We start from the raw sequence: 16,442 nt of genomic DNA, 5'->3' as shown, positions 1-16,442 counted from the left end.
GGGGCGGGCAGGCGGTAACGAAAAAGGCATCATAGTGCGAATTGGATCGAACGACGACACGCGGACCGCCGAGCAAGCAGGCGATGCCCCGGCGGCCGGCACGGGCGTAACGCGCCGCAATCTTCTAGGCTCGGCGATCGTTGCGGGCGTCGCGGGGTCCTCCGCCATGGTCCCCCTGTCGCCGGCGCAGGCCGCGACGACGGAACGCTCGGTCGACGTGCTGCTGATCGGCGGCGGCATCATGAGCGCGACGCTCGCCGTGCTGCTGCGCCAGCTCGAGCCGAGCTGGACGATCGAGCTGGTCGAGCGGCTCGACAAGGTTGCCGAGGAGAGCTCGGGCGGCTGGAACAACGCGGGCACCGGCCATTCGGCGCTGTGTGAACTGAACTACACGCCGGTCAACGCGGCCGACGGCCGTGTCGAGATCGCCAAGGCGGTCGAGATCAATGAGCAGTTCCAGGTCACGCGCCAGTTTCTCAGCCACCAGGTCAAGGCCGGCATGCTCGGTGCACCGCGGACGTTCATCAACTCTACTCCGCACATGAACCTCGTCTGGGGCGACGCCAATGTCGCCTTCCTGCGCAAGCGCTGGGAAGCGTTGGGCGCCAGCCCGCTCTTCTCGGGCATGGAATTCTCCACCGACCGCGCCCAGATCGCCAAATGGGTGCCGCTGATGATGCAGGGCCGCGACGCGTCGCTGCCGCTTGCAGCGACCCGCTCGTCGCTCGGCACGGATTGCGACTGGGGTGCGGTGACTCGGCAATATATCGCCGCGCTCGACAAGCAGGCGAACTTCACGCTGACGACGGGGCATGAGGTCCGGTCGCTCGAGCGCAACGCCAAGGGCGGCTGGGAAGTCACCGCGCGCGACATGAAGACCGACGACAAGCAGGTCATCAATGCGCGCTTCGTCTTTGCCGGCGCGGGTGGAGGCGCACTGCCGATCCTGCAGAAGTCCGGGATCCCCGAGGCGGACGATTATGCCGGCTTCCCGGTCGGCGGATCCTTCCTGGTCGCGGACAAGCCCGAGATCACGCATCGCCATCTCGCCAAGGTTTACGGCAAGGCCGCGGTCGGCTCGCCGCCCATGTCGGTGCCGCATCTCGACACCCGCTATCTCGACGGCAAGCAGGCGCTGCTGTTCGGACCGTTCGCGACTTTCTCGACCAAGTTCCTGAAGCAGGGGTCCTATTTCGATCTTCCGGCATCGGTGACGATCGACAATTTCCGGCCGATGGTCGCGGTCGGCTGGGACGATTTCGCGCTGGTCGAATATCTCGCGGGGCAGCTGATCATGTCCGATGCCGACCGAATGGAGGCGCTGCGCGAATATTTCCCCGGCGCCAAGGACGGCGACTGGCGCTTGTGGCAGGCGGGCCAGCGCGTGCAGATCATCAAGCGCGATCCTGAAAAGGGCGGCGTGCTCAAGCTTGGCACCGAGATCGTCGCGTCGAAGGACGGCTCGATCGCGGCGCTGCTCGGCGCGTCGCCGGGCGCGTCGACCGCGCCGTCGATCATGCTCGACCTGCTCAAGAAGGTGTTTCCGAACCGGCTGTCGACTGCCGGCTGGCAGGCCAAGATCCGCGAGATCGTGCCGAGTTACGGCATCAAGCTCAATGAGCATCCCGAACTGCTCGCCGATCACTGGGGCAATACCGCCGATACGCTGCAACTCGCCATCGCCTCGCCGGCGGTCCATGTCGCGACCAAGCCCCGCCCCGCCGCGATGCGCGTCAAGCCGGACCGCAGCCCCGACCTCGCCCTCTGACAGCTGTCCTCGACCGCGCCCTCCCCGGCATTGCCGGGGAGGGGTAAGCTATGGCACGCACGCGGGCCCTGCTGGCGGGAAATGCCCCATATCCGATCCACCCCGCTAACGAAGATCGGCCACCTTGCGGTCATGCGTGAGCGAACATCAGAACGCTAGAATAGTAAAGCCGTCGAAATCATGTCGACCTGGGACGGTCTTGGTCAAAAAACACGATAGACTTGTCTGTCGATGCCCCCGACAGTTCTCCCGATATTTGTGTTTTGCCCCGCCTAATCGGGATAAGCGCTGGGGGAATGTATATGCAGCCTGTCCGGGCCGCCGAACACTCGAAACGTCGCTTTGTCGCATTAGATGGGTTGAGGGGGGTCGCGGCGCTGATGGTCGTGGCATATCATATCGGCATCTTCCTGAAGTTTCCGAGCGGAATGACGGTCCATGGCAATATCGCGGTGGACTTTTTCCTGTGTCTTAGCGGTTTCGTCCTCGCCTTCGCGCATGAGCGGCGGTTGCGCGAGGGCGGCGGTGAGTTCGCTCGCTTTCTGATGTCACGGGTGGTTCGGCTCTGGCCGAGCGTGCTCGCCGGATCGGTGGCGGCCTTGCTCGTGGCGCTCGGCATGGCGGGCGGCCCGGGGGCGTCATCCGCCTATCGGGCGTTTGCCCTGTCCCTCATCGTCCTGCCGCGGCTCGAGGGGCAGAATCTGGTCTGGTTCAACGGCGTCTACTGGTCGCTTTTTGCAGAGATCCTCGTCAATCTGCTTTGGGCGGTATCCGTCAAGGCCCTCGGCAATCGCGGGCTGATCACGATCGCCTTCGTCCTTTCGGTCGCGATCACCTGGGTCGCCATCGACCATAATAGCGTCCATTTCTTTTATCAGTCGGTCGATATGATCGTGCCAACGACGGTCAGGGCCTTGGCGTCCTTCTGCATGGGGGTGGTCGCATACCGGATCTACGAGGCGCGTCGCGTGAAGGCGGATGTTGCGCCCGTGATCCTGATCGCCGCACTCCTCTTTCCGATGATCGTGCCCGGCGTCTCCTGGTTTGGCATCCCGCTGTCGCTCTTCTACATCCTGTGCGCCAACCCGATGATCGTATTGCTCGGCGCACTTGGGCAACGAGAGCAGTCGCGCGTGCTGACATGGCTGGGGAATGTCTCCTTCCCACTATATGCCACGCATCTGCCGGTCGTCATGCTGCTCTCTCGATTGATGGCGGGCCAGCCGCTCGCCGAGCGACTGATCGCAGCGGTCGGTATCGTGGGGGCTGCGCTGATCGTGGCGGAGATCGTCCGCCGTTTCGTCGAAAAGCCGGCGCTCGCCTTTCTGGGCGCGCGCCTGCTCCTCCCGCGTCGCGCCGTTTCGGTCGGCTAGCGCGATGCGACGAGCGGCGCCGGCCGATGCTCGGCCTCGGCACCCAGAAAGGCCCTCCACGCATCGACGAAGGTCGGCATCGAGAACGCGTCGAGACGCGCCTCGAGATCGACCCGCCGTGCCGCGATCTGGTCCGGGCGGAGTTCGGCGAGCTGTGTCATTCCCGCGGCGATGGCCTCGACGGAGTGCGGATCGACCGCGATCGCACTTGGTCCCGCGACCTCTTCGAGGACGCTGTTGGCGCTGATCAGCGGCACCAGTCCGTTGCGCATCGCTTCCGCGACGGGGACGCCGAATCCTTCGAGAAGGCTCACCAGCACGAACCCCCGCGCATGCGCATAGAGCCAGCGCAACTGCTCGTCCGAGACATAGGGCAGGAGGATGACGCCGGGGGTTTGCTCCGCCTCGGCGATGACGGCCTCGGATCCCGGTTCGCGGCTGCCGCAGATGACATAGTGATAGCCCGCATCGGCAAGGCCCGCGCGTGCGAATGCGCGGATGCTGGCCAGCTGGTTCTTGCGGCGCCCGATGCTCCCCACGGTCAGCAGAAACAGGCCTTCAACGCCGTCCACGGCGTGTTGCGCGCCACCCGCCACGCCCGTGCGGATCGGTGGATAGATCACGGTGGCGGGGGACCCGGTGCCATAGAGGCGCTGAAATGCCGCCTTGGATGCCTGGCTGACAAAGGCCATGCGGGGCTGGCGTTCGGCGATGCGTGCATAGACCCGCTCGTAGAGCGCGGTGACGGACGGGGCGAAGAGTTCGGGATGCGTCAGGGGGCCGAGATCATGGCACAGCACGGCATCATGCGACGTGACGTGCCAGCCCAGCACGGTCATCGGATCGAGATGAAGGACCGCGCGTCGGCTCCGCTGTCGCGGCAGCAGCCTGGGATACCGGGCTCTGAGGCGATCTTCTTCGGCCCATAATCGACCGATGACTTTGCGGGACAAGGCATTGACGCCGACCCTTTCGGGAAGTCTCCATATCTTCACGCTGCGAAATACATCCGGCAGCGTGTCGATAATGTCCCTGCCGATAAAATACTTTCCGGTTCGATTGTGAAGCGAAAGGGTGAAGTCGACGTCCCATCGTTGAAAAGACTTGCTAATTGTATTTCATCCCGAAATCATCGGTAATATGCGCCATAGAGCTACCAGAAATCAGCAAAGGGGTCATGTCGAAATCGGAATGGAGGCCCCATTTCAAAGAATAACAGACGCGGGGGGGGGCGGGTGCTCTAAGGCACAGAATTCGCTATGCCGGCTGTCGCCGCTTATAACAGCGCATCTCACGGCATAGTCAGGCAATGATCGGGTCACGCCCGTCGAGACTGGTCGGCGCTATTGGAAACGATGGAGCGGGTAACGGGAATCGAACCCGTGTATTCAGCTTGGAAGGCTGCTGTACTACCATTGTACTATACCCGCGAAGCCAGCGTTGCCGCGGCCTGCGCCCCCGCACTGACCGTCGCGAAGGCGAGACGGGTGGCAGAAGGTGTAAGGTCGCGATAGCGCGGCTCGTGGGGTGGTGCAAGCCGGGGCAGGATGGTTCATGGTTTGCTGACGAAAATCGGCTACCCCTGGCGCCATGTCAGACGCGCCCGTGCTTCCCGAGACGACCAGCCTGACCGTGCAGCGGCGCCGCGCCGCAGATCCGCGCCCCGCGTCCGCGGTCAGTCATGGCGCCGGGCTGGCGGGGCTGGCGGGGGTGATCGGCTGGGTGGCGTGCGCGCGCGGCTGGGGGATGGACGGGCCCTATGCCGCGCTGGTCAACCTGCTCGCCTGCGCGGTCCCGATGATCCTGTGGTCGGTGCTGGTCGACAAGGTCCATCGCCGGCCGAGCACCGGGCTGGACTGGTCGCGGCCCCGGCCATGGCGCGAGACGATCGACGTCAGCCTGACCAAGCTCGCTGCCTTCTGGGTGACCTGGGCGGGGATCGCGGTGATCTACGGCACCGGGCGATTCTATTGGGAGGGGAATTTCGCCTTTGCGATGTGGTGCTTCACCAACGCCGCGCCGATCCTCGTGCTCGTGTCGATCCCCTATGTCCTCTGGCTCGACCGCTATCTGGTGGAGCCGAAGGACGGAGCGTGGTCGCTCGGGGCATGGCTGACCGGGCAGCCGGGGGTCGACCGTGCGGCGCTCCACAACCACCTGCGCAGCTGGGGAGTGAAGGCGTTCTTCCTCGCCTTCATGCTCGCGATCGTGCCGGGCGGGTTTGGCGAGTTCATCCGCGGTGACACAAGCGCGATCCTGCGCGACCCGGTCGCGCTCGCCAGGTGGCTGATCACCTTCATGTTCCTGATCGACGTCGCGTTCGCGACGGTCGGCTATGTCCTGACGCTGCGGCCGCTCGATTCGCATATCCGCAGCGCCAATCCGTTCGCAGCCGCCTGGATGGCGGCCTTGATGTGCTATCCGCCGATCATCCTGATGAGCGACGGCGGGCCGATGGACTATCACCCGGGCACGCAGGAATGGGACGTCTGGTTCCAGTATCACCCCGTCCTGCTGGTGCTGATCGGCGCGGTGCTGGTCGCGCTGACCGCGATCTATGCGTGGGCGACGATGGCGTTCGGCTTGCGATTCTCCAATCTCACCAACCGCGGGATCCTGACGCACGGGCCCTATGCCTGGTCGCGGCACCCCGCCTATCTGTCGAAGAACCTGTTCTGGTGGCTGTCGACGATCCCCGTGCTGACCACGGGGACGCCGATCGACGCGATGCGCGCGACCCTGCTGCTCGCGGCGGTCAGCGGGGTCTATTACTGGCGCGCGCGGACCGAGGAGCGGCATCTGGGCCTCGACCCCGATTACCGCGCCTATAGCGACTGGATGGCGCGCAACGGACCGGTACCGCGCCTCCTGGCGTGGGTGGCGGGGTCAGGCCGGGCGTCAGGCGCCTAGAAGCTTTCCACGCCGTAAACCTTGGCGATATCGCCGCCCCAGGCGCCGTTATACTTGTCGAGCAGCAGCTCGGCGGGGACCTTGCCCGAACGGACGATCTCGCGCAGCGGGTCGAGGAAGCCGGTCTCGTTGTCGCCCGCCTTGTTGAGGCGTGCGCGCGACGACAGGCCGGCACCCGCGATATCGAGCACCTGTGCGGCGATGTCGCGCAACTGGCCGCCACCTGCGATCGGCGCATTCAGCCCGAGCTTGGGCACCGAATCGCGCAGCGACTGGCGTTCGTCGATCGTCCAGTCCTTCACCAGATCCCATGCCGCATCGAGCGCACCCTGATCGTAGAGCAGCCCGACCCAGAGCGCGGGCAGCGCGCAGATCCGGTTCCACGGGCCGCCATCGGCGCCGCGCATCTCGAGGAAGGTCTTCAGCCGCACCTCGGGAAAGGCGGTCGAGAGATGGTCGGTCCAGTCGTCGAGCGTCGGCTTCTCGCCGGGCAGGACGCTGAGCTCGCCCTTCAGGAAGTCGCGGAAGCTGAGCCCCGCCGCGTCGATATATTTGCCGTCGCGGTAGACGAAGTACATCGGCACATCGAGCGCATAGTCGGTGTAGCGGTCGTAACCGAAGCCGTCCTCGAACACGAACGGCAGCATGCCGGTGCGGTGCGGGTCGGTGTCGGACCAGATATGGCTGCGATAGGACAGCATGCCGTTGGGCTTGCCCTCGGTAAACGGCGAATTGGCGAAGAGCGCGGTCGCGAGCGGCTGAAGCGCGAGGCCGACGCGGAATTTCTTCACCATGTCCGCTTCCGACGCGTAATCCAGGTTCACCTGGATCGTGCAGGTCCGCAGCATCATGTCGAGCCCCATGCTGCCGACACGCGGCATGTGCCGCAACATGATCGCATAGCGCCCCTTGGGCATGATCGGCAGCTCGGCGCGGGTCTTGTCGGGCCACATGCCGAGGCCGAGGAAGCCGATGCCGAGCTTTTCGCCCGCGGCCTTGACCTGTTCGAGATGGCGGCCGGTCTCGGCGCAGGTTTCGTGAAGGGTCTCGAGCGGCGCGCCCGAGAGTTCGAACTGGCCCGCGGGCTCCAGGCTGATGCTGCCGTCCGCACCGGTCATCGCGATGACGTTCTCGGTACCGTCGGGGCCGCGCTCGAACACGGGCGCCCAGCCATATTGCTCGAGCTCGCCGAGCAGCGCGCGGATGCCGCCCGCCTCGGTGTACGAAGGCGCGCGATGGTCGTCCTTCGCGTACACGAACTTCTCGTGCTCGGTGCCGATCCGCCAGCGGTCCTTGGGCTTTTCACCGCGCGCGAAGCTGGCGATCAACTGGTCGCGCGACTCGATCGTCGGGCTGGTCTTTGCAGGGGCGGTCTTGCTCGTCATCGCCGCGCCTTACGCGGCGATGAACGAGGGTGCTAGAGGGGATTCGGACCGGTCGGTAGCAATGTCACGCGACGGGTGACGGGACGGGCGGTTCGGCTGCCCAATCGCCCGCCGCAGCCATCCACAGCGCGACCGCCGCCGCCGCTGCGGTTTCCGCGCGGAGGATGCGCGGGCCGAGCCCGATGCCGACCGCCTGGGGATGCGCGCGAATCGCCGCACGCTCGTCGGCGTCGAAACCGCCTTCGGGGCCGATCAGGATCGCCGCGGGACCGGCATGCGCGCGCATTGCCGCGAGCGCGGGCGCGCCGCCCGTCTCGTCCGCGAAGAACAGCGTGCGGTCGGCGGGCCAGTCGCGGAGCAACGCTGTGAGCTTCACGGGTTCGGCGACCTGCGGCAGCGCGGTGCGGCCGCATTGCTCGGCCGCCTCGATCATGTGCGTGCGCAGGCGATCGGTATTGGGCTTGTCGACGACGGTGCGGCGCGTGACGACCGGGACGAGCCGGTCGACGCCGAGCTCGCACGCCTTTTCCGCCAGCCAGTCGACCCGGCCCTTCTTGATAGGCGCGGCGCAGAGCCACAGATCGGGCACCGCCTCACGTTCGCGGAGCCGTTCGGTCACGTCGAGGACAAGGTCGCGCTTGCCGACGCTGGCCGCGGTGGCGAGCCATTCGCCGGTGCGGTCGTCGAACAGCTTGACCGGGTCGCCGATCTTCAGCCGCATGACGCCCGCGAGATAATGCGCGGCGGGGCCGTCGACCGGGAGCGGACCGGAGCTTAGCGGCGTGTCGACGAACAGCCGCGGCGTGGATTGCGGCGGCCAGGCTGGGGTTGCAGGCATGGCGGGGGCCTAGCAAATCCCGCCGCATGCGGGGAGGGCGTTTCGCTCGTTCGCGATCCTCCGCCGTCAGGGGGGATTGGTTAGCGGCGGTTCCAGAGTTTGCGGGCGACGATCCATACGATGATCGCGACCGCGATGCCAAGGATCAGCGCGCCCGCGACTGCGCCGGCGACGCGGAAGATGCCCCAGAAGAGCGCCTCGACGAAACGGCCGACCGCGACCGACAGGCCGATCATGCAAAGGGGCTCGAACGCGACACTGACGCTATCCTAGCCGCTGCGGGCTTGCGCGCCAAACGCCGTCTTCCTACGCCCGCGTCATGCAGACCACACCGAGCCCGATGGACATCGTCCCCGACAGCGAACATCGCGGCCTGGTCGCGCGGCTGCCGCCGACGCTGCGCGGACTGGCGCTGCTCGCGCGGTTCGATCGGCCGATCGGCTGGTGGCTGCTGTTCTGGCCCGGCGCCTGGGGGATCGCGCTGGCGGGCGGGGCGTGGGCGCGCTGGGATCTGATCGCGTGGTTCCTGCTCGGCAGCATCGCGATGCGCGGCGCAGGCTGCGTGTTCAACGACATCGTCGACCGCGATCTCGACGCGCAGGTCGCGCGGACGCGGGCGCGGCCGATCCCGAGCGGGCTCGTCTCTCTGCGGCTGGCGTGGATCTGGTTGGGCGTGCTGGCGCTTGTTGGGCTGGTCGTGCTGCTGCAGCTGACGCCGCTCGCCGCGGTCGTCGCGCTGGCGAGCCTCGCGCCGGTCGCCGCCTATCCGTTCATGAAGCGGATCACCTGGTGGCCGCAGGCATGGCTCGGGCTGGTGTTCAGCTGGGCGTTGCTGGTCGGGTGGAGCGACATCGCCGGCGCGCTGACGTTGCCGATGTGGCTGCTCTATGCGGGGTCTATCGCCTGGGTGATCGGCTATGACACGATCTATGCGCTGCAGGACCGCGAGGACGATGCGATGATCGGCGTCCGGTCGTCCGCGCTGCGCATGGGGCGGCATGTAAAGGCGGGGGTCGGGATTTTCTATGCGATCGCGGTCGGGTTCTGGGCGGCGGCGTTCTGGACGATGCGGCCCGATCCGCTCGCGATCGCCGCGCTGGCGCCCGCCGCGCTGCATCTGGGGTGGCAGGTCGCGACGCTGCGCGCGGACGACAGCGCCGGTGCGCTCGCCCGATTCCGCGCCAACCGCTTCACGGGGTTGCTGATCTTCCTTGCCTGCGTGGTTGTCGGCACGAGCCTGTGACCCTAGATCGGCGACATGCTCACACCCGATCAAGCCCGCGACCGCGCCCATGACATCGTAGCGCGCGCCAAGGCCGCCGGCGCGGACGCCGCCGATGCGGTCTTCGCCGCCGATGCCTCGCTCGACGTTTCGATCCGCCTCGGCAAGCTCGAGGATATTGGCCGGTCGGAAAGCGAGGACCTGGGCCTGCGCGTGTTCGTCGGCAAGCGATCGGCGAGCGTCTCGACCTCCGATCTGTCGTCCGCGGCGATGGACGCGCTCGCGGCGCGCGCGGTGGCAATGGCGCGCGAGGCCCCCGAGGATGCCTGGGCCGGCCTCGCCCCTGAAAACCGCCTGTTGCACGGCGTACCGCCGATGCTCGGGCTTGCCGATCACGGTGAGGTCTCGCCCGAGCAGCTGCGCGATGCGGCGACTGCAGCGGAGGATGCGGCGCGCGCGGTGCCTGGCGTAACGAACAGCGAAGGCGGCGGCGCGAGCGCGTCGAGCAGCGTCTGGGCGCTCGCCACCAGCCATGGATTCGCGGGCGCCTATGCTTCGACAGCCTATGGCGTGTCGGCGAGCGTGCTGGCGGGCGAGGGCGGCGCGATGCAGCGTGACTATGCCTATCACAGCGTGCGGCATCGCCAGCATCTCGAATCACCCGAGGCGATCGGGCAGCGCGCGGGCGAGCAGGCGGTCGCGCGGCTCAATCCGGGGCGGCTCGCGAGCGGGCCGATGACGGTGGTGTATGATCCGCGCGTCGGCAGCTCGCTGCTCGGCCATCTGATCGCGGCGATCGCGGGGCAGGCGATCACGCGCAAGACGAGCTTCCTGCTCGATTCGCTTGGCTCGCAGGTGTTTGCGCATGGCATCACGATCCGCGACGATCCGCATCGGCCTTATGGATTGCGGTCGCGGCCGTTCGATGGCGAAGGCCTGCCGGTGTCGCCGACCGCGATCATCGAACATGGCATGCTCGAAAGCTGGCTGCTCGATTCGGCGTCGGCGCGGCAATTGGGGCTTGAGCCAACCGGCCATGCCGCGCGCGGCGTCAACGGCGCGCCGGGCGTGTCGACGAGCAATGTCTTCATGGAAGCGGGCGCGATGCCGCCCGAGACGCTGATCGAGGATATCGTGTCGGGCGTCTATGTGACCGAGCTGATGGGCGGCGGCGCGAATGGCGTCACCGGCGATTACAGCCGCGGCGCGGCGGGCTTCAGAATCGAGAATGGCGTCATCACCGGGCCGGTCGCCGAATTCACGATCGCGGGGAATGCGAAGGACATGTTCCTGGCGATAACCCCCGCCAACGATCTCGAATTCCGCTACGGCATCAACGTGCCCACGTTGCGTGTGGAGGGGATGACGGTGGCGAGTGGCTGAACCGCCCCCGGGTCCCGTCACGACGTTGCGCGAGGCGGTGGAATCGATCGCTGCCGAAGCCGGGCAGATGGCGCTCGCGCGGTTCGGGACCGATTTCCACCGCTGGGAAAAGACGCCGGGCAGCCCGGTGTGCGAGGTCGATATCGATATCGACCGGATGTTGAAGGTGCGGCTGTCCGCACTCTTGCCCGATGCCGGCTGGCTGTCGGAGGAAACCGCCGACAATCCCGCGCGGCTCGCGCGCGACCGGCTCTGGGTCGTCGACCCGATCGACGGCACGCGCGACTATATCCGGGCACGTCCGGGCTGGTGCGTGTCGATCGCGCTGGTCGAACGCGGGCGCGTCGTGATCGGCGTGCTCGATGCGCCGGCGCGGGGCGAGATCTGGTCGGCGGCGCTGGGCGAAGGCGCGACGCTCAACGGCGCGGCGTTGCAGGCAGGATCGCGCACCGACTTTCCCGGATCGCGCGTGCCGACCGATGCGCTGCCCAAGGCGGACCGCGATCTGGTCGTGGTTGAGAAGCCCAATTCGATCGCGCTCAGGATCGCGATGGTCGCAGCCGACCGTGCCGACCTGGTCGCGACGCTGCGCTGGGGGAATGAGTGGGACATCGCCGCCGCCGCGCTGGTCGCGAGCGAGGCCGGCGCCGCAGTGACCGACGCCGTCGGCATCCCGCTGGTGTTCAATAAGCCGCGCCCGCAGGCGTTCGGAGTTGTCGCGAGCACCCGCGGCATCCACCGCGCGGCGATCGCGCGGCTGGCGGATCGGGCGGCGGCTATTCTAGGGTAGGGCTGGGCGCTTCGCTGGACACGAAAAAGGCCGGAGGTTTCCCTCCGGCCTTTTTCGTTTTGGGGAGCGCCGCGGCTAAGCCGCGTCGTCGGACCTCGCGTGAGCGAGGCCGGCCGAGCTTGTAAGCCTGGCCGGCTTCGCCATGCCAGGCTTACGCGCTCTGCTTAGCCCGGCTCGCGCGCTTGCGCTCGTTCGCGTCGAGGAAGCGCTTGCGCAGACGGATCGACTTCGGCGTGACTTCGACCATCTCGTCGTCGTCGATATACGCAATCGCCTGCTCCAGCGTCGCACGCTTCGGCGGGGACAGGCGGACCTGGTCGTCCTTGCCGCCGCTTGCGCGGAAGTTGGTCAGCGCCTTGGTCTTCATCGGGTTGACCTCGAGGTCGTCCGGCTTGGCGTTCTCGCCGACGATCATGCCCTCATAGAGCGCCTCGCCGTGGCCCACGAACAGGATGCCGCGCTCTTCGAGCGGACCCAGCGCGTAGTTGTTCGCTTCGCCCGAGCCGTTCGAGATCAGAACGCCGTTCTTGCGGCCTTCGATCTGGCCCTTGTGCGGACCGTACTTCTCGAACAGCCGGTTCATGATGCCCGTGCCGCGCGTGTCGGACAGGAATTCACCGTGATAGCCGATCATCCCGCGGCTCGGCGCCGAGAAGGTGATGCGGGTCTTGCCGCCGGTCGACGGACGCATGTCGGTCATCTCGGCCTTACGGATGTTCATCTTCTCGACGACGGTGCCCGAATGCTCCTCGTCGACGTCGATGATGACGGTCTCGTACGGCTCGGTCTTCTTGCCGTCCTCGTCCTCGCCGAACAGCACGCGCGGACGCGAGATGCCGAGCTCGAAGCCTTCGCGACGCATCGTCTCGATCAGCACGCCCAGCTGAAGCTCGCCACGACCGGCGACTTCGAAGCTGTCCTTGTCGGCCGCCTCGGTCACCTTCACGGCGACGTTCGACTCGGCTTCGCGGAACAGACGCTCGCGGATCATGCGGCTGGTCACCTTGGTGCCCTCGCGGCCCGCCATCGGCGAGTCGTTCACGGCAAAGCGCATCGACAGCGTGGGGGGATCGATCGGCTGCGCGTGCAGCGGCTCGGTCACCGTGATGTCGGCGATCGTGTCGGCGACGGTCGCAACCGAAAGCCCTGCGAGCGAGATGATGTCGCCGGCCTTGGCTTCGTCGACCGGCACGCGGTCGAGGCCGCGGAACGACATGATCTTGGACGCGCGACCCGTCTCGATGATCTTGCCGTCGTTATCGAGCGCGTGGATCGCCTGGTTGGTCTTCACGGTACCCGAATTGACGCGACCGGTGAGAACGCGGCCGAGGAACGGATCGCGGTCGAGCAGCGTGACGAGGAAGGTGAAGGGCACGCCGGCGACTTCCACGGCGGGAGGCGGTACGTGCTTCACGATCGTCTCGAACATCGGGATCAGCGTGCCTTCGCGCGCGTCCATGTCGGTCGAGGCGTAGCCGTTGCGGCCCGAGGCGTAGAGCACGGGGAAATCGAGCTGGTCGTCGTTCGCGTCGAGCGACACGAACAGATCGAACACTTCGTCTAGCACTTCCTGGATGCGCGCGTCGTTACGGTCGACCTTGTTGACGACGACGATCGGCTTGAGGCCGAGGGCCAGCGCCTTGCCGGTGACGAACTTGGTCTGCGGCATCGCGCCTTCCGACGAATCGACCAGCAGGACGACGCCGTCGACCATCGACAGGATGCGCTCGACTTCGCCGCCGAAATCGGCGTGGCCGGGCGTGTCGACGATGTTGATGCGGATGCTCTCGCTCTCGCCCGGGGGCGTCCAGTCGACCGAGGTCGGCTTGGCGAGAATCGTGATCCCGCGCTCCTTTTCGAGGTCGTTGGAATCCATTGCGCGCTCTTCGACGCGCTGGTTGTCGCGGAAGGTGCCGGACTGGCGGAAGAGCTGGTCGACCAGCGTCGTCTTGCCGTGATCGACGTGCGCAATGATCGCCACGTTGCGGAGGCTCATGGGAATGCTTTCGGTTTGGACGGAATTTGCAGGCGCGCTTAGCGTTTATTCCGCGATGCGGCAAGTTTGGCGTTTCGATTGCCGCCCGAATGGTTCCCCGCTGCCGGAAAAATCGCCGATCGCGAGCCTGTTTCGGGATGGCCCGCACCAGTCTGCGGGCAAGCCGCCAAGACGATTGCGTGGCTTGCGTGTATTATCTAGACACCACAGTTGAATGCGGGTGTCGTTCCCCTAGGATGCGGCACCGATTGGAGGATTGCATGGCGACGACACCCGAGACGCTGACGACCGAGCCTGGCCTGGTCCTGACGCCGCCCGACCCCGTGCCGACTGTCTCCGCGACGAAGGCCGCCGGGCTCGTGCCGGTCGATGCGGGAGTGAAGTCGCAGCTCGATGATCGGGTCGCCGGCTTTGTCACCGACCTCGTCGCGCAGGACGTCAACAGCCCTGAATTCGGCAAGCGCGTCGATGCGATCACCGCGATGGGGGCGAAGGAAATCCGCGAGGCGGCGGGCCAGTCGAACCGGTTCCTCGATCGCCCGGTCCGCGCGATGGATCAGGAAACCGGCGTCGGCAAGGATCTGGCCGAGCTGCGCCGCGTCGTCGAGGATCTCGATCCCGGCAAGAAGGGCAACCTGACCGCGCCACAGAAACTGTTCGGGATCATCCCGTTCGGCGGCAAGATGCGCAATTATTTCGACGGCTACAAATCGTCGCAGACCCATATCGCGCAGATCCTGAAGAGCCTGTCGTCGGGCAAGGACGAGCTGCTGATGGACAATGCCGCGATCGATACCGAGCGCGCCAATCTGTGGGCGGCGATGGGGCGGCTCGAACAGATGATCCATCTGTCGAAGACGATGGATGCGAAGCTCGAGGACGTCGCGAACGATCTCGACCACAGCGATCCGGCCAAGGCCAAGGCGATCCGCGAGACGGCGCTGTTCTACACCCGCCAGCGCACGCAGGACCTGCTGACGCAGATGGCGGTCACCGTGCAGGGCTATCTCGCGCTCGATCTGGTCAAGAAGAACAATGTCGAGCTGGTGAAGGGCGTCGACCGCGCCTCGACCACGACCGTGTCCGCGCTGCGCACCGCGGTGACGGTCGCGCAGGCGCTGACCAACCAGAAGCTGGTGCTCGAACAAATCACCGCGCTCAACACGACGACCGCGAACATCATCGACTCGACCGGCAAGCTGCTCAAGTCGCAGACCGCGCAGATCCATGAACAGGCCGCATCGGCGACGATCCCGCTGGAGACGCTGCAGCGCGCGTTCCAGAATATCTACGACACGATGGACGCGATCGACGTGTTCAAGCTGAAGGCGCTCGACAGCATGAAGACCACGGTCGGCGCGCTGTCGAAAGAGGTCGACAAGTCGCGCGGTTATATCGCGCGGGCGGAGGGCGCCACGCAAGGTCAAAATGGGGGGCAACTAGGCGGCCCGTCGCCGAGCGCGTTCAAGCTGGAGGCGATGTAGGGCGTGAGCGAAGTCGACGACGCCATCGCCAGCGCGCGCGCCTCCTGGTCGCGGATAACGGACGACCGCGGCGCCGTCGGCGCGGCCCGGCTGCCGACGCGGGCCCGTGTGCGCAATACGCAGGCGATCGGCAAGCGGCTGACGCGGATCGTCGTGGCGGATGCGGTGATCCTGATTGCCGCCATGGTGATCGGCTGGGTGGTGCCACTAGGGATCGGCGGGGCGATGCTGGTGATGGCGTTGCTGGTCGCGGCGACCTTGCTGTTCGCGATGTGGCCCGCCGAGCGCGCGCCGACGCCCGAGCGGCTCGCGTCGGTCGATATCAAGGCACTGCCGCGGCAGACCGAGCGCTGGCTCGAAGCGCAGCGTCCCGCCTTGCCCGCGCCCGCAGTGACGCTGGTCGACCGGATCGGCCTGCGGCTCGAAACGCTCGCGCCGCAACTCGCGCGCTTCGCCGACGACGCGCCCGAGGCGATCGAGGTGCGCAAGCTGGTCGGCGAGCAGCTGCCCGCGTTCGTCAAGGATTACGAACGCGTGCCCCAGGCGCTGCGCACGACGCCGCGTAATGGCCGCACGCCCGATGCCGAACTCGTCGCGGGGCTGTCGCTGATCGAGCAGGAGATTGGCGAGATGACACAGAGGCTCGCGCAGGACGATCTCGACACGCTGGCGACGCGCGGTCGGTTCCTCGAGATGAAATATCGCGACGAGACCTAGCAGGCCGCCATGGCAGGGCGGAGATGCTCTCCATGCCGTTAAACCTCAGCTTAACAGCACATTCCGCTTCGGTTCAGCCCGACTCGGATAGAGCGGGACCACGGTCGCGGTTCATGCGTTTGCTTCTTGCGGACCGGACGTAGAGGAGGTTCCCGATGAACGGATTGATGAAGAAGGCAGGTCTCGGCATCGCGCTTGCGGCGACCGCGCTGACCGCGGCGGCGCCAGCCGATGCTCAGCGCTGGGGTCGCGGCTATCGTGGCGGCGGCTGGGGTGGGTATCACCATCGCGGCGGCGGCAATGTCGCGGGCGCGGCGGTGCTCGGCGGTATTCTGGGGCTCGGCGTGGGTGCAGCGATCGCGAGCAGCAACCGCGACCGCTATGTCGACCGCGGCTATTATAATGGCGGCTATTACGACGGTCCGCCGGTACGGACCTATTACCGCCAGGATTATCGCCCGCGGTGCTGGAGCGAGTGGCGGGTCGATCCCTATTATGGCGATCAGGTCCAGGTGCAGGTCTGCAGCTGATCTGATCTGATCGAAAACGCGGCGTCGGGAGCAATCCCGGCGCCGT

14 protein-coding genes and 1 tRNA gene are annotated in these 16,442 nt (G+C 66.5%); 9 read left to right on the top strand and 6 right to left on the bottom strand.

The genetic code is table 11. The features are described 5' to 3' along the window. Positions 1 to 34: 34 nt before the first annotated feature. Both mqo and IFS44_RS11295 read left to right on the top strand, forming a co-directional pair. Positions 35 to 1,768 carry a malate dehydrogenase (quinone) gene (gene mqo, locus IFS44_RS11300; protein WP_342366410.1) on the top strand — a complete coding sequence of 578 codons (1,734 nt, stop codon included), beginning with the start codon at positions 35 to 37 and terminating at the stop codon, positions 1,766 to 1,768. Between the two features lie 221 nt (positions 1,769 to 1,989). Further along, positions 1,990 to 3,141 carry an acyltransferase family protein gene (locus tag IFS44_RS11295; protein ID WP_152555472.1) on the top strand — a complete coding sequence of 384 codons (1,152 nt, stop codon included), beginning with the start codon at positions 1,990 to 1,992 and terminating at the stop codon, positions 3,139 to 3,141. Here IFS44_RS11295 and IFS44_RS11290 read toward each other — a convergent pair. Beyond that, a complete protein-coding gene (locus IFS44_RS11290) occupies positions 3,138 to 3,980 on the bottom strand; it encodes a glycosyltransferase family 4 protein (RefSeq protein ID WP_157840491.1) in 843 nt (280 codons plus the stop codon). The two genes, IFS44_RS11295 and IFS44_RS11290, sit on opposite strands and share 4 nt — an antisense overlap. A gap of 517 nt (positions 3,981 to 4,497) precedes the next feature. Beyond that, positions 4,498 to 4,571, bottom strand: a tRNA-Gly gene (locus tag IFS44_RS11285). 160 nt (positions 4,572 to 4,731) lie between these two features. Here IFS44_RS11285 and IFS44_RS11280 point away from each other — a divergent pair. Then, positions 4,732 to 6,051: a methyltransferase family protein gene (locus tag IFS44_RS11280; protein WP_192098519.1), complete on the top strand. Its 1,320-nt coding sequence runs from the start codon at positions 4,732 to 4,734 to the stop codon at positions 6,049 to 6,051. Here IFS44_RS11280 and IFS44_RS11275 read toward each other — a convergent pair. The 3 genes from IFS44_RS11275 to IFS44_RS11265 form a co-directional block, all read right to left on the bottom strand. Then, positions 6,048 to 7,436, bottom strand: a complete 1,389-nt coding sequence (locus tag IFS44_RS11275; protein WP_192098518.1) for a glutamate--cysteine ligase — start codon at positions 7,434 to 7,436, stop codon at positions 6,048 to 6,050. The two genes, IFS44_RS11280 and IFS44_RS11275, sit on opposite strands and share 4 nt — an antisense overlap. A 64-nt stretch (positions 7,437 to 7,500) precedes the next feature. After that, a complete protein-coding gene (locus IFS44_RS11270; protein ID WP_192098517.1) occupies positions 7,501 to 8,274 on the bottom strand; it encodes a 16S rRNA (uracil(1498)-N(3))-methyltransferase in 774 nt (257 codons plus the stop codon). An 80-nt stretch (positions 8,275 to 8,354) separates the two neighbouring features. Beyond that, on the bottom strand, positions 8,355 to 8,510 hold the full coding sequence (locus IFS44_RS11265) for a hypothetical protein (RefSeq protein ID WP_166746254.1): 156 nt from the start codon (positions 8,508 to 8,510) through the stop codon (positions 8,355 to 8,357). Between the two features lie 83 nt (positions 8,511 to 8,593). Here IFS44_RS11265 and ubiA point away from each other — a divergent pair, with 83 nt between their 5' ends. Genes ubiA through IFS44_RS11250 form a run of 3 tightly spaced genes read left to right on the top strand, consistent with a single transcriptional unit; the run spans position 8,594 to position 11,669 of the window. Further along, positions 8,594 to 9,517: a 4-hydroxybenzoate octaprenyltransferase gene (ubiA, locus tag IFS44_RS11260; protein ID WP_192098516.1), complete on the top strand. Its 924-nt coding sequence runs from the start codon at positions 8,594 to 8,596 to the stop codon at positions 9,515 to 9,517. Between the two features lie 15 nt (positions 9,518 to 9,532). After that, on the top strand, positions 9,533 to 10,879 hold the full coding sequence (locus IFS44_RS11255) for a TldD/PmbA family protein (protein ID WP_056674091.1): 1,347 nt from the start codon (positions 9,533 to 9,535) through the stop codon (positions 10,877 to 10,879). Then, positions 10,872 to 11,669: a 3'(2'),5'-bisphosphate nucleotidase CysQ gene (locus tag IFS44_RS11250; protein WP_342211224.1), complete on the top strand. Its 798-nt coding sequence runs from the start codon at positions 10,872 to 10,874 to the stop codon at positions 11,667 to 11,669. Before IFS44_RS11255 ends, IFS44_RS11250 begins: the two co-directional genes overlap by 8 nt. 151 nt (positions 11,670 to 11,820) lie before the next feature. Here the strand turns inward: IFS44_RS11250 and typA are convergent, their stop codons facing one another. Further along, positions 11,821 to 13,665: a translational GTPase TypA gene (gene typA / locus IFS44_RS11245; RefSeq protein ID WP_056674093.1), complete on the bottom strand. Its 1,845-nt coding sequence runs from the start codon at positions 13,663 to 13,665 to the stop codon at positions 11,821 to 11,823. A 260-nt stretch (positions 13,666 to 13,925) separates the two neighbouring features. On the opposite strand from typA, the gene IFS44_RS11240 reads away from it, so the two are divergent. The 3 genes from IFS44_RS11240 (at position 13,926) to IFS44_RS11230 (ending at position 16,396) form a co-directional block, all read left to right on the top strand. After that, positions 13,926 to 15,149: a toxic anion resistance protein gene (locus IFS44_RS11240; RefSeq protein WP_192098515.1), complete on the top strand. Its 1,224-nt coding sequence runs from the start codon at positions 13,926 to 13,928 to the stop codon at positions 15,147 to 15,149. Between the two features lie 3 nt (positions 15,150 to 15,152). Then, complete coding sequence (locus tag IFS44_RS11235; RefSeq protein WP_192098514.1) at positions 15,153 to 15,866, top strand: hypothetical protein; 714 nt, start codon at positions 15,153 to 15,155, stop codon at positions 15,864 to 15,866. 155 nt (positions 15,867 to 16,021) lie between these two features. Continuing rightward, entirely contained in the window at positions 16,022 to 16,396 is a 375-nt protein-coding gene (locus IFS44_RS11230; protein ID WP_031393114.1) for a hypothetical protein, read from the top strand. The last annotated feature ends 46 nt before the right edge of the window (positions 16,397 to 16,442 follow it).

Origin of the sequence: Sphingomonas sp. CFBP 13706, from assembly GCF_014842355.1 — a bacterium.
GTDB classification, from domain to species: domain Bacteria; phylum Pseudomonadota; class Alphaproteobacteria; order Sphingomonadales; family Sphingomonadaceae; genus Sphingomonas; species Sphingomonas aerolata.
Note: the sequence above shows the minus strand (reverse complement) of the source record. Positions and strands in the feature narration are given on the sequence as shown.

Excerpts from the sequence above, each read along its gene's own strand:
- IFS44_RS11290 (WP_157840491.1), bottom strand. The coding sequence starts at position 3,980 with ATGACCGTGCTGGGCTGGCACGTCACGTCGCATGATGCCGTGCTGTGC.
- IFS44_RS11280 (WP_192098519.1), top strand. The coding sequence starts at position 4,732 with ATGTCAGACGCGCCCGTGCTTCCCGAGACGACCAGCCTGACCGTGCAG.
- IFS44_RS11275 (WP_192098518.1), bottom strand. The coding sequence starts at position 7,436 with ATGACGAGCAAGACCGCCCCTGCAAAGACCAGCCCGACGATCGAGTCG.
- IFS44_RS11270 (WP_192098517.1), bottom strand. The coding sequence starts at position 8,274 with ATGCCTGCAACCCCAGCCTGGCCGCCGCAATCCACGCCGCGGCTGTTC.
- IFS44_RS11265 (WP_166746254.1), bottom strand. The coding sequence starts at position 8,510 with ATGATCGGCCTGTCGGTCGCGGTCGGCCGTTTCGTCGAGGCGCTCTTC.
- ubiA (WP_192098516.1), top strand. The coding sequence starts at position 8,594 with ATGCAGACCACACCGAGCCCGATGGACATCGTCCCCGACAGCGAACAT.
- IFS44_RS11255 (WP_056674091.1), top strand. The coding sequence starts at position 9,533 with ATGCTCACACCCGATCAAGCCCGCGACCGCGCCCATGACATCGTAGCG.
- typA (WP_056674093.1), bottom strand. The coding sequence starts at position 13,665 with ATGAGCCTCCGCAACGTGGCGATCATTGCGCACGTCGATCACGGCAAG.
- IFS44_RS11240 (WP_192098515.1), top strand. The coding sequence starts at position 13,926 with ATGGCGACGACACCCGAGACGCTGACGACCGAGCCTGGCCTGGTCCTG.
- IFS44_RS11230 (WP_031393114.1), top strand. The coding sequence starts at position 16,022 with ATGAACGGATTGATGAAGAAGGCAGGTCTCGGCATCGCGCTTGCGGCG.